Below are 12,454 nucleotides of genomic sequence, written 5' to 3'. Positions count from 1 at the left end.
CGTCCCGTCGGTCTCCGGACCGACGCCGTCCGCCGCCGCGGCCTCCACCGCACCGGCACGCGAGGCGCCCCCCGCCGATTCCCCAGCCACTTCCGCGCTCCCGCCCCGGCCCTCGGTCTCGCCCGTGTCCCCGGCCCCGGCCCGGCCCTCGGCCTCGGCCGTCTTCCCGGCCCCGGCCCGGCCCTCGGCCTCGCCCCGGCCCTTGGTCTCGCCCGTGTCCCCGGCCTCCGCCGCACCGACGGCGCGCGCGTTGGCCCCCGCCGTGTTTCCGTCCGTCTCGGCGCTCCCGCTGCGGACCCCCGCTCGGCTCTCGGTCTGGGCCGTGTTCCCGGCCGCCTCCACACGCCCGCTCCGGTCCCCGGCCCGGTCCCCGGTCCCGCCCGTCTTCCCGGCTCCGCCCCGGCTTTCGGCCTCGGCCGTCTTCCCGGTCCCGGCCCGGCCCTTGGTCCCGTCGGTGTCCCCGGCCCCGCCCCGGCTCTCGGTTCCGCCAGTGTTCCTGGCCCCGGCCCGGTCCCCGGTCCCGCCCGTGTCCTCGGTCCCGTCCCGGCTCTCCGTTTCGCCCGTGGTCGTGGACCCCGGCCGGCCACCGGTGCGGGTTCGCTGCCCGGAGGGCGTCGGGGCGTCGGGGGACGCCTCCCGTGTCGAGAGCACCTTGGTCGCCGTGTCCGCACCCCCGTGGGACTCGGACGCGCGGGCCACCGCGAGCCGCGGATCCCGCGCGTCGGGAACCGCGCCCGCGCTCCCCGGCGTCGGTTCTCCCGACGACTCGCGCTGCTTCGACCTGTCGGGGGACTCGCCCGCCACCGATGCCTCCTCCATGTGCCGCACGTCCTGAGTACGGCTGCCGAACCGACCGTTGCTGACCGCTGACCCCGCCCGGACCGCGTCCCCCACCGCTGTCCGAACCATGTACCAGTGTCCTGTGTATGGGCCAAACCCATGGGGTAGACGAGAACGACATACCTACCGGTTCCCTTACGAACCGGTCACGCACCCTCGACAGACCAATGTGAGAGGGGTCACCCTGTCATTCATCCACGCGGGGAGGCATGGATGGGCAGGAGCCGCAGAACACTTCCGGAGGAGCTTCTGCTGCTGGCACTGGACCCGACCACGGGTACCACTGCGCAGCCGCAGTCGCTCGACCTCGGTCTGGCCGGAGCACAGCTAGTGGAGCTGGCGCTGGCCGGACGGATAGCCCCAGACGGGGATCGTATCGCCGTGGTGGTGCCACGGCCGACAGGAGATCCGACTCTGGACAGCGCGTTGGAGTTGCTGCGCAGGCGCGGCGCTCCGGTGCGTGCCGTCCACTGGATCGGCGGGCCCCGCCTGGGGCTTCGCCAGACCTACCTCTCGCATCTGGAGCGGTGCGGCATGGTCGCCGCCGTGCCGGGCCAGATGTGCGGGGTGCTGCCGACCACTCGCTATCAGGCGACGGACACCGACATCAGCCGGGAGATCCGTGCCCGGTTGGACTCCGCGATCCGCACCGGCGTGCCGCCGGACCCGCGGACCGCGGCGCTCGCCGCCCTGGCGCACGCGGTCGGCCTCGGCAAGCACCTGTATCCGGGCAACGAGGGACGCTCGTCCCGCTCCCGGCTGCGGGACCTGATCAGGCACGACCCGATGGGCGGCCTCGTGGCGCACGCCGTGATGGACGTCCAGAACGGTGCGGTTGCCCAGCCGCGTCGCGGCCCCGCCGCGGCCGGCCGGCAGCAGGCCGGGCCCGGCGCCCGGCCCGCGGTGGAACCCGCGCGCGGGGTTCCGATGCAGCCGCGCCGCGGTTCGATGGCGCGCGCCGTGGTCCACTGAGCCGCAGTTTCCACGGCACCGCGCGCCACCCGGCCGCACGGAAGCACCACCGTATGCCGCACCGTCAGTCCCCAGACCCGGTTCGGGAGCCGCTGGTCCGAGCGGGACGGTGAGACCCTGGTCTCGCCGTCCCGCTCGGCCGTCTGTGCCCGAACTGACGCGTACGCGCCGCATATCCACCGTTTGCCAGCGGTAATAAGCACCTTGGTGGCAGTCTGCTCAACAGCAGATACGCAAAGTGCCAGGTAACAGGCAGTCAGCCGGAGGTGCACATCCCGTGGCGTCCAATGTCAATCCCACCGTCAGGCGACGCCGGTTGGGCCAGGAGCTGCGCAGGCTCCGCGAGCTCAAGGGCATGACGGCGGAGGAGGTGGCGGAGCGACTGCTGGTGTCGCAGTCGAAGATCAGCCGGTTGGAGAACGGGCGGCGCAGCATCAGCCAGCGGGACGTCCGTGACCTGTGCGGGGTGTACGAGGTCGAGGACCAGCGGATCGTCGACTCGCTGATGGAGATGGCCCGGGACTCGCGGCAGCAGGGCTGGTGGCATGCGTTCGGGGACATCCCGTACAGCGTCTACATCGGTCTGGAGACCGACGCCGAGTCGCTGCGGGTGTACGAACCCCAGCTCGTCACGGGCCTGTTGCAGACCCGCGCGTACGCGGAGGCCCTGGTGCAGGGGGCGTTGCCGGAGACGTCGACCGAGGACATCGACAAGCGGGTCCAGGTGCGGATGCGGCGACAGGAACGTATCAGCGCCGAGCACAACCCGCTGCGGCTGTGGGTGGTGCTGGACGAGGCGGCGCTGCGCCGGCTCGTCGGCAGCGAACTGGTGATGCGCGAGCAGCTGGAGCATCTGATCGAGATGTCCCATCTGCCCCATGTCACCGTGCAGGTGCTGCCGTTCGAGTGCGGGGCGCATCCCGGGCTCAACGGGCAGTACGCGATCCTGGAGTTCGCGGACGCGGCCGACTCCAGCGTGGTGTACCTGGAGGGGGTCACCAGCGACCTGTACCTGGAGAAGGCGCACGACGTTCAGAAGTACGCGGTGATGTACGAACATCTGCGGGCACAGTCCCTCAATGTGGAACAATCCCGGCAGTTCATCTCGGATGTGGCGAAGAGCTATGCCCGTTGAGCCTTCCGCGGAGCGGGGCGCCGCATCGTACACGGGCCCATCGTTCCGGTGGAAGACTCCCCTGGAATATGCCATCCAGTCGAGTGAACGACTCCTCCGCGAGGGAGGGGTGGCGAGTAGCGTCGATCACGCCAACTGGAAGACCGTTGGCGCGAATCGCACGACAGAAACTCGCAACAGGAGTGGACATGGCACTGCTTCAGGGCGCCACGGCGACGTGGACGAAGTCCTCCTATTCCGCAGGGAACGGGGCGTGCGTCGAGGTCAAGTCGCCCGCACCCGAGGGACTCGCCGTACGCGACTCCAAGGTTTCCGAGGGACCGGTCCTGGCCTTCCCCACCGACGTGTGGAACGCCTTCGTGGCGTCGGTCAAGGCGTAGGGAAACCTTTCTGGCCCCGCCGGATTCCGCCGGACAACCGCACCAACCACAACCCCACCGTTTACACCTGCACAAGCGACAACAACTGCACACGCTTGACCCAGAGCCCTCTCGACCAGTTCGCCGTCCTTGCCGAGGGGGCTCGCCCCTTTTCAAGGGTCATTCGGCGCCACCGGCATGAGCTGCGTCACCGTACCGGGAACGCCACGTCGCACACCGCGTCCCCGGGCGCCGCCGCGTCCCAGTCCGCGAAGTACACCTCACGGCACGGCCCCGCCGGCTCCAGCCGCCGCGCCGTCAGCCACTCCTGAACCGCCTCGAAGGCGGCGAGGATCTGCGGGTGCGCCACCTGCGCCTTGGTGATCCGGGTGTACGCCAGCCGGGCCGCGGGCTCCACCCGCACCCGCGTCTGCCAGGCGCGCCCGCGCCGCGCGGCCCACTCCCGCGCCGCGGCCTCGTCGGCCACCGGCACGCACGACTCCGCGGGCCCGTCGCTCTCCATGGACACCTCCGCGTGGTACACGACGTACGGCGCCCCGACGACACCCCCGCACTCCCGCGCCGCCGCCTCCAGCCGGCCCAGCGACGCCCCGATCCACGCGGGCAACTCGTCCGCCAGCGTGTGCCGGGTCTCGGTGAGCACCACCTGCTCGGGCACCTCCACCGTCCTGACCTCGAACATCCGGTACATCTCGGAACTCCTCCCCGACAGCCGTCCACGGAGGTACTCGACGAGCGTCCGCTGCCCCGCCAGCCGCGACTCGACGTCCGCCCAGTACGCGGCGAGCCGGTCGGCGGCCTCGGCCCCGTCCGCCCCGACCACCTCGGCGACCCGCGCGAGCGGCATGTCCAACTGCCGCAACATGGCCACGAGACGGGCCCGTTCGACCTGGTCGGCACGGTAGTAGCGGTAGCCGCTGGCCTCGTCGACGTACGCGGGGCACAGCAGCCCCAGACGGTCGTACAGCCGCAGGGCCTTGGCCGAGAGCCGGGACCTGGCGGCGAACACGCCGATGGTGAGCAGTTCCTCGTCCACCACAGCAGCCTCTCCTTCGGCCCGGCGCACCCGCCCTCCGTCACCGGGCGGTCCTTCCGCCCGGTGACAAGGACGCTCAGCCCTGCCCCAGGGGCAAGGTCAACCGCGTGGGCCGCCGCTCAGCGGAGCTGACCCTCGATGGCCGCCACGACCTCCGCCGACTCCGGCTCGGTCTGCGGCGCGAACCGGGCGACCACCGTGCCGTCCCGCCCGATCAGGAACTTCTCGAAGTTCCAGCGGATGTCGCCGCTGTGCCCCTCGGCGTCGGCGAAACCGGCAAGACGCTCGTACAGGGCATGCCGTTCCGCCCCGTTCACCTCGACCTTCTCGGTCATCGGGAAGGTCACGCCGTACGTCGCGGAGCAGAACTCGGCGATCTCCTCGGCGCTGCCGGGCTCCTGCCCGAGGAACTGGTTGCAGGGCACGCCGAGCACGGTGAAGCCCCGCGCCGCGTACCGCTCCTGGAGCCGTTCGAGCCCCGAGTACTGCGGGGTCAGGCCGCACTTGGAGGCCACGTTCACGATGAGCACGGCCTGGCCCGCGTACTGCGGCAGATCCGCGGGGCCGCCCTGGAGGGCGTCGATCTCGACGTCGAGCACGGAGCCGTTCTGGTCGGTAGTCGTCATGACCGGATGCTATGCGCAGCCGCGGACCTGAGGGAGCGGCCGGGTCACGATGCCGCCGCGGCCGGCCGCCGGCGCGTCACGGCCTTCCGGCCTCGACCAGCACCTGGCCGGCCGCGGTCCGCGAGTACAGCACCGACCGGCCCGCCCGCCGCCGCTCGACCAGTCCCGCCTCCAGCAGCACCTTCAGATGCCGCCCGACCGAACCGAGCCCCTGCCCGGTCACCGCCGTCACCTGCGTCGTGCTCATCGGGGAGCCGAGCAGCACCAGCACCTCGGCCCTGGCCGCCCCGAGCAGCGCGCCCAGGCTCGCGGGCACCACACGGTCCCGTACGTCCGTCAGCACCCCGGCGCACGGGTAGATCACGGCGTACCGGTCCCGCTCCTCCCAGGACACCCAGCCCGTCTGCACGGTCACCGGCACGAACACCAACTCCGCGCCGGAGATCTCCCGGGGCGGGTACTCGTGCCGGTTCACCTGGAGCCGGTTCTCGCCGAGCCAGCGCGTGCGCCCCGGCGCGAGCGCGTCCAGCGCCGCCGCCCAGCCGCCCCGGCTCACCTGCGCGGTCCGCGCGACCACATCCGCCTCCAGGACGCGCCGGCGCCGCTCCCAGTACGGCCGTACGGTCCTCGTCCAGACGTACTCCAGGAGCGTGGCCGCCCGCTCGGGCAGGTCGTCGCGGTGCAGTGCGGCGGGGACCGGCCCGGCCAGGGCCACCCGCAGATCGGCCCGCGCCGCCTCGGGGCGGGCCGCCCGCACCCGCGCCACGCCCTGATCGAAGGTCTCGCCGTCGCGCGGCGGGGGAGTGAGGAAGTCGGCGTTCCAGCCCTCGACCTCCCGGCCGCCCGGCCGCCACGGCTCCGGCCGCAGGGACCGCTGCCGGCCCAGGCCGGCCCGCACCAGCAGCGCGGTGACCGGGTCGGCCGCGAGCCGCGCCCGGTAGGCGGGCAGATGCGTGCGCAGCCACTCGGCCTCGCCGGGATGCGTCCCGCTGCCCGCGTGCAGCAGCTTCAGGGCGGCGAAGGTCTCGGCGAGCGGGGAGAGCACGAAGCGGCTCCCGGCCAGCGTGTCGGCGTTGATCTGCCACCAGCCCACGGCGGTCTCCTCCCGTACGACGTTTCGCGCCAGGGCGAAACAATAACGGCCCCCGCTCAGCCGCCCCAAGACTCCGCCCATGCCCCCAACCACCCCACCCCGCGGCAAGACCCCCACCCCAAACCCCCTCTCCCCAACGCCCCCACCTGCCCCGCCCCCACCCGGCCCGCCCGGGGTCGAACCGACCCAGAGCCCCCCGACACCGGCCGGCCCGACAGCGGACGGCGCGGCTCTGGGCGGCCCGGCTCCGGATGGTGCGGCTCCGGGCGGCGCGACAGCGGGCGGCCCGGTTCCGGGTGGTGTGACAGCGGGTGGCGGGGCTCTGGGCGGTCCGGCTCTGAACGGCGCGACAGCGGACGGCCCAGTTCCGGATTGTGCGGTTCCGGGTGGTGTGACAGTGGGCGGCGGGGCTCTGGGCGGTCCGGCTCTGAACGGCCCGACGCCGGACGGCCCGACGCCGGACGGCGCGGCTCCGGGCGGTGCGACCCCGGGAGGCTCGACTCCGGACGGTGCGGCTCAGGACCGCCCGTCTTCCGGCCGACCGTCGCGCGACCGTCCGCCTTCCGGCAGCGTGACTTCCGGCCGCCCGGCCTTGGAGCGTGCGCCCCTCGCCGATACGGCAGCCGACCGCCCGCCGAGCAACGGCGAATCTGCCGCAAGGGCGGGCTCCGCCGTCCGCCCCTCTCCGGAGCCCTCATCCGGGGTCCGTCCCTCCGCGGAGCGTGAGCGTCCATCCACCGACCGCCCGTCGAGCGACCGCGCGCCCGCCGCAAGGGCGGGCTCCGCCGTCTGCCCCTCCCCGAAGTCCTCACCTGGGGACCGTCCGGCCCTGGAGCGCCCGTCCGGGGACCGTCTCTCCCCGGAGCCCCCGCTCGGGGACCGTCCGGCCCTGAAGCGCCCACCCGGGGATCGCCCCTCCCCGGAGCGTGAGCGTCCGGCCACCGACCGCCCGTCGAGCGACCGTCCGCTCGGGGGGCGGTCGGGCTCCGGGCGGTCGGGGTACCGGGGTCTGTTCCGTACGCCGGAGTTCGCGCCGCTCTTTCTCGCCACCGCCGCGCACACCGCCGCCCAGACCGTCAGCGGTCTCGCCCTCGGGACGCTGGTGTACCGGGCGACGGACTCGCCGCTGCTGTCCGCCCTGAGCATGTTCGGCCCGTCGCTCGCCCAGGTGCTGGGCGCCACCCTGCTCCTGTCCGGCTCCGACCGGCTGCGCCCGCGGGCCGCGCTGACGGGCATCTCCCTGTCCTTCGCGGCCGGCACGGCGGTCCTCGCCCTGCCCGGCCTGCCGATCGCCGCGCTCTTCGGCGTCGTCCTCGTCCTCGGCCTCGTCGCCTCCCTCGGCGGCGGCGTCCGCTGGGGACTGCTGAACGAGATCCTGACCAAGGACGGCTATCTGCTGGGGCGTTCGGTGTTCAACATGATGTCCGGCATCATGCAGATCACCGGGTACGCGGCGGGCGGCGTCCTGGTCGCCGTACTCTCCCCGCGCGCCTCGCTGCTGCTGGCGGCCGTCCTCTACCTGGCGGCGGCCCTCGCCCTGCGCCTGGGCCTGACCGCGCGCCCGCCCCGGGCGGTCGGCCGCCCCTCGGTCGCGGAGACCTGGCGCACCAACGCCGTCCTGTGGTCGGCCCGCCCGAGCCGCCTGACCTACCTGGGCCTGTGGATCCCCAACGGTCTGGTCGTCGGCTGCGAGTCCCTTTACGTGTCGTACGCACCGGACGCCGCGGGCACCCTGTTCGCCTGCGCGGCGCTCGGCATGCTCGCCGGTGACGTGACCGTTGGCCGGCTGCTGCCGGGGCCGCTCAGGGCCCGGCTGGCGACACCGCTGCTGGTGCTGCTCGCCGCCCCGTACGTGATCTTCGCGCTGCGTCCCGCGGTCCCGCTTGCCGCGGTCTGTGTCGCCCTCGCCTCCGTCGGCTTCGGCGCGAGCCTGGTGCAGCAGGAGCGGCTGATGACCCTGACCCCGGACGAACTCAGCGGCCACGCCCTGGGATTGCACTCGGCCGGCATGATCACGATGCAGGGCGTGGGCGCCGCGCTGGCCGGCTCGGTGGCCCAACTGACCTCGCCGGCCACGGGGATGACCGCGATGGCGGCGGCCTCGCTCGCGGTCACACTGGCCCTGGCCGCGGCCGGGCGCCGCCCGGGCGGAACCCGCGGCGGCCGGACGTCCCGTACCGCCGCCGACTGACCTTCACCGCCGCGACCGCCACGCGCGTGCACGCCCCCACCGCAACACGCCACAGAATCCGGCTGATTCCACCTATCCGGCGATACATCACCGCATAGCCCACACGCCGCGGGGCCCCACGGCAATCATGATGCGGGCCGGGCGGAGTCCGGCCGTACGGAGCGGGCGCAGGTCCCGCCCGTCCCCCCATTCCCCGACGCACCCTCACGAGAGGTCACGAAGTCATGCGCGCAGAGGCCACCCAGCGAGTAGCCCTCGTCTTCTCCCTGCTGGACGCGAACGGCAACGGAGTCCTTGAGGCCGAGGACTTCACGCTCATGGGCGACCGGGTCGTCGCCGCGGCACCCCGCTGCGGCCAGGCGGCCAAGGACGCCATGCGGGCCGCCTTCGAACGGTACTGGACCACGCTGCTGACCGAACTGGACGCCAACGGAGACGGCGTGATCAGCTTCGAGGAGTACACCGCCTGTGTGCTCTCGCCCGAACGCTTCGACGCCACGATCACCGGGTTCGCCCAGGCCCTCGCCGCCCTCGGCGACCCGGACGGCGACGGGCTGATCGAACGCCCGGACTTCATGGCCCTGATGACGGCGATCGGCTTCGAACGCGGCAACATCGACGCCCTCTTCGACGCCTTCGGCCCCACCGCCGACGACCGGATCACCGTGCCGACCTGGGTCGAGGGCATCCGCGACTACTACGCCCCGGACAAGGCGGGCATCCCCGGTGACCACTTGGTCGCCGGGGTGGGGCCCAGCGCCGGGTCCATGGCCTGACACGGGCGGCCGGAAGTCGCCATGAGCAGCGCGGAACACATCGTCGGCCTGGCTGTCGGCCGGGGCACGGGCGCGGAGATCGCCGCGGTCTTCGAGCGGGTCCTGGACGGGTTCGCCCGGATGTACGGCAGGGACGTAGTGGTGGTGCGCTCGCCGCGCACCTACCACTCGTACGTCTCCCTGCGGTCGCGGTCCGCCGCACGGGACGGCGACGGCATCGAGGAGATGCGCCGGCTGACCCAGGAGGACGCCGACCACTACGAACGGTTCGTCCGCGCACGGGCCGCGGCGGGCACCCGGGTGATCTTCCGTACGGCGATCAACGCGCAGACCCTGTACCTGGTCCGGCAGCGGCTACGGGCCGTGAAGGTGGACGCGCTCGACGCGGGCGGGGCCAGGGCGCTGCTGGTCCGGGACCAGGCGCAGGGCTTCTACACCGGTGACAACGAGCACCGGCCCGGACACGTCCGTCGGGTCACGGAGTTCAGCCGGGAGATCACCGGGAAGGTCCTGGAGTACGCGGTGCGCCGGGCCTGGCGTGAGTGGCCGCAGGAGGGGCCGGACCGGATCGTGATGGCGTACAAGTTCCATCTGCTGGACGGTGCGCTGGACGACTGGGCCGCCGAGTTCGCCGACCGCCACGGCATCGACGTACGGGTCCTCCAACCGGACACGGTCAACCGGAACCTGATCGCGCACGGCCCGTCCGACCGTACGGTGCTGGTGGCGGGCAACGAGTGGGCCGACATCATGCATGTCGTCCTGCTCGACCGGTTCGGCGCCGGACGCCAGGAGGACCACTGCACCCGCAATGTGCATCTCCACCCCGATGCGCACGGGCTGGTCGAGTACCAGACGGTGCACGGCTCGGCGGACGACCTGGCGGGACGCGACCTGGTCAACCCGGTGGCCACCGTCCGGGCCGCCGCCGCGATCGCCGAGCGGCACGCGCACTGCCCTGGCGCCGGGGCAGCGGCGGAGCGGGCCCTCGCCCGGGTCCGCCGGGACGGCGTCCTCACCCCGGACGCCGGCGGGCACCACCGCACGACGGACGTGGTGAACGCCTTCCTCGACGCGCTGGAGCCGGGTGCGGCGGCGGGGGCGGGTCAGGTGGAGCCGGGTGCTGAGGCGGGGGCGGGGCAGGTGGAGCCGGGCGCCGGGGCGGGGCAGACCGTCGCCGCCTCACGGCCCGCCGCACCATGACGCCGGCGGCGCACCGGGGCACGGCGCTGGTCGTCGTCGACGTGCAGAACGACTTCTGCACCGGCCCGCTCGCGGCCTCCCGTTACCCCGGTGACCCGGCGGCACTGCGGACCGTCGTCGCCAACACCGTGCGCGCGGTCACGGCGGCCCGGGACCACGGCACCGAGGTGGTGTTCGTCCGCTTCACCGGGGACCCGGCCGACCAGGGACCCGCCTGGCGGCGCCGGGACGAGCGGCGCGGACGGCCACCCAAGTGCCTGGAGGGCAGTTGGGGCGCCGAGTTCGCCGCGCCGATCGAACCGGCCCCGGGCGAGCGGGTGTTCACCAAACGGGCCTGCTTCGACGCCTTCCTCAGCGCCGGCTTCGAGGACCACCTCGCCGGCCGTGGCACCGGACACCTGGCCCTCGCCGGGCTGTTCACCGACGTCTGCGTGGACAGCACGGCCCGTACCGCGTTCCAGAAGGGCTTCCACATCACGGTCCTCAGCGACTGCACCACCGCCCTGCACACCCCCGACGAGCAGATCCTGGGCTTCATGCGGCGCCTCTACGGCGCCCGCGTCACCGCGTACGAGCGCACCGCCGTATGGACCCGGCACCCCGAAGAGGAAGAGGCATGCCCGCAACCCCCCACGGCACCAAGGGCGTCGAGACAGGCGTCGGCCTGACCGCGCTGCTGGTGGCCGCCGCCAGGGCCATCGAGACGCACCGGCCCGACGCGCTGGCCCGGGACGAGTACGCCGAGCACTTCGTCCGCGCCGCCCCGGCCTGCGCGAACTGGCCGGTGCGCCCCGACGAGGTGCCGGGCGGGGACGCCGACCCCCTGTGGGGCAGGCTCGGCCGCTACTTCGGCCTGCGGACCCGGGTGTTCGACGACCATCTGCAGGACCGTGCCGGGGCGGGCACCCGCCAACTGGTGCTGCTCGGTGCCGGCCTCGACACGCGCGCGTACCGACTGCCGTGGCCGAGCGGCAGCACCGTTTTCGAGATCGACCAGGAGCCCGTCCTCGCCTTCAAACAGCACACCCTGGACGCCCTGTCCGCCGCACCCCGCGCCCGGCGCGTGACGATCGCCGCGGACCTACGACGGGACGACTGGCCGCACGCCCTGCTCGCAGCGGGCTTCGACCCCGCACGCCCGACGGCCTGGCTGGCCGAGGGCCTGCTCCTCTACCTCCCGGCCGCCGCCGAACGCCGCCTGATCACCGCCGTCACCACCCTCAGCGCCCCCGGCAGCTCCCTCGTCTACGAGGTGAAAGTGGGCGTCGAGCCGGCCGCGGTCCGCGACTCCCCCCTCTACACGGCGGCCCGCGAACGCATCGGCGTCGACCTCCTCGCCCTGTTCGACCCGGACCCCCGCCCGGACTCGGCGACCACCCTCACCCACCAGGGCTGGCACACCACAACCCACACCCCCTTCGACCACACCCACCACCTGAACACCCCCCTCCACCCCCAACCCCAAGACCCCCTATCCACCAACCGCTGGATCACCACCCACCAACCACCGGCCGACACGGTCACACCCTTGCCCGGAAGGTGACCACGCGGCGCGGCAGGCGATCGACCGACACAGGTCCGTAGTCGACGGGGCATCATCGGCGGCCCCTGACCATGTCGATCGGCGCGTTCGCCATGCCGTGGCGCGCCGAGGCCGGCCCGCCGGCCGTCGTCACGGTTGTTCTGGCGGGTTTTGGTAGGGGGCGGTCAGGGCGGCGGTCGTGTGCGGCAGTAGGTCGCGCAATGCGGTGGGGGACGGCAAGACCTCGGTTTCCGTGCCCAGTTGGAGCAGCGCGCGGGCCGTGTGGGGGAGGGATTCGGTCGGGGGCACGGCTCGGGCCCGGTCGTCGGGTTTCGGGGGACCGGCGCTGTCGCGGGCGACCGCGGGTCACTGCGGGTTCCACGAGGTCGGGCAACTGCCGCAGGATGCCTGGCGAGAGCCGTGCGACCGCCTCGTCCGGTACCGGCGGGCGTCGAAGTCGTCCAGGCACGACCGCCGGTGAGCGAGGTCCGCCGGGCAGCCCGGTCGGGAAGGGCGGCTCCGCCTCGTCGCGGGTCGGTCCGGTCAGCCGGGTTCGGTAGCCGGTGACCACCGTCGTGCCCGAGGGCCGCCGTACACCGGGGCACCCGCCGCGACCGGCGACTCCATGGCTCGGTACGCCGTACGGACAGAGACCTTCAGCTCGGCTGCCGACCGGGGCG

Annotated in this window: 11 protein-coding genes; 8 read left to right on the top strand and 3 right to left on the bottom strand. The window is 73.3% G+C overall.

What is annotated here, in order from left to right; genetic code table 11:
- Positions 1-1,053: 1,053 nt before the first annotated feature.
- The 3 genes from ACIRFL_RS28320 (at position 1,054) to ACIRFL_RS28310 (ending at position 3,327) form a co-directional block, all read left to right on the top strand.
- The gene (locus tag ACIRFL_RS28320; RefSeq protein WP_404033863.1) at positions 1,054-1,812 is read left to right on the top strand and encodes a GPP34 family phosphoprotein; all 759 of its coding nucleotides are present in this window, start codon (positions 1,054-1,056) and stop codon (positions 1,810-1,812) included.
- A gap of 277 nt (positions 1,813-2,089) precedes the next feature.
- A complete protein-coding gene (locus ACIRFL_RS28315) occupies positions 2,090-2,947 on the top strand; it encodes a helix-turn-helix domain-containing protein (RefSeq protein ID WP_404033861.1) in 858 nt (285 codons plus the stop codon).
- A gap of 188 nt (positions 2,948-3,135) precedes the next feature.
- The gene (locus tag ACIRFL_RS28310; protein WP_404033859.1) at positions 3,136-3,327 is read left to right on the top strand and encodes a DUF397 domain-containing protein; all 192 of its coding nucleotides are present in this window, start codon (positions 3,136-3,138) and stop codon (positions 3,325-3,327) included.
- Positions 3,328-3,514: 187 nt separating this feature from the next.
- On the opposite strand, the gene ACIRFL_RS28305 is transcribed toward ACIRFL_RS28310, so the two are convergent.
- From ACIRFL_RS28305 to ACIRFL_RS28295, 3 genes are all read right to left on the bottom strand, one after another.
- The gene (locus ACIRFL_RS28305) at positions 3,515-4,363 is read right to left on the bottom strand and encodes a MerR family transcriptional regulator (RefSeq protein WP_404033967.1); all 849 of its coding nucleotides are present in this window, start codon (positions 4,361-4,363) and stop codon (positions 3,515-3,517) included.
- Between the two features lie 119 nt (positions 4,364-4,482).
- Positions 4,483-4,989: a glutathione peroxidase gene (locus tag ACIRFL_RS28300; protein WP_404033857.1), complete on the bottom strand. Its 507-nt coding sequence runs from the start codon at positions 4,987-4,989 to the stop codon at positions 4,483-4,485.
- A gap of 76 nt (positions 4,990-5,065) precedes the next feature.
- On the bottom strand, positions 5,066-6,082 hold the full coding sequence (locus tag ACIRFL_RS28295) for an ArsR/SmtB family transcription factor (protein ID WP_404033965.1): 1,017 nt from the start codon (positions 6,080-6,082) through the stop codon (positions 5,066-5,068).
- A gap of 1,102 nt (positions 6,083-7,184) precedes the next feature.
- Between ACIRFL_RS28295 and ACIRFL_RS28290 the strand changes: the two genes are divergently transcribed.
- The 5 genes from ACIRFL_RS28290 to ACIRFL_RS28270 all read left to right on the top strand — a co-directional run bounded on the left by ACIRFL_RS28290 (position 7,185) and on the right by ACIRFL_RS28270 (position 11,795).
- A complete protein-coding gene (locus ACIRFL_RS28290; RefSeq protein WP_404033855.1) occupies positions 7,185-8,273 on the top strand; it encodes an MFS transporter in 1,089 nt (362 codons plus the stop codon).
- A gap of 224 nt (positions 8,274-8,497) precedes the next feature.
- Entirely contained in the window at positions 8,498-9,049 is a 552-nt protein-coding gene (locus tag ACIRFL_RS28285; protein WP_404033853.1) for an EF-hand domain-containing protein, read from the top strand.
- A gap of 21 nt (positions 9,050-9,070) precedes the next feature.
- Positions 9,071-10,252: an isocitrate/isopropylmalate family dehydrogenase gene (locus tag ACIRFL_RS28280; RefSeq protein WP_404033851.1), complete on the top strand. Its 1,182-nt coding sequence runs from the start codon at positions 9,071-9,073 to the stop codon at positions 10,250-10,252.
- Positions 10,249-10,920: a cysteine hydrolase family protein gene (locus ACIRFL_RS28275; protein ID WP_404033849.1), complete on the top strand. Its 672-nt coding sequence runs from the start codon at positions 10,249-10,251 to the stop codon at positions 10,918-10,920. Before ACIRFL_RS28280 ends, ACIRFL_RS28275 begins: the two co-directional genes overlap by 4 nt.
- Positions 10,869-11,795 (top strand): class I SAM-dependent methyltransferase, encoded by a 927-nt coding sequence (locus tag ACIRFL_RS28270; RefSeq protein ID WP_404033847.1) that lies wholly within the window; start codon positions 10,869-10,871, stop codon positions 11,793-11,795. Before ACIRFL_RS28275 ends, ACIRFL_RS28270 begins: the two co-directional genes overlap by 52 nt.
- The last annotated feature ends 659 nt before the right edge of the window (positions 11,796-12,454 follow it).

It is taken from the genome of Streptomyces sp. NPDC102462 (assembly GCF_044765425.1).
GTDB lineage: Bacteria > Actinomycetota > Actinomycetes > Streptomycetales > Streptomycetaceae > Streptomyces.
The sequence above is the reverse complement of the archived record's forward strand: the minus strand, read 5'-3'. Positions and strand labels throughout refer to the sequence as shown.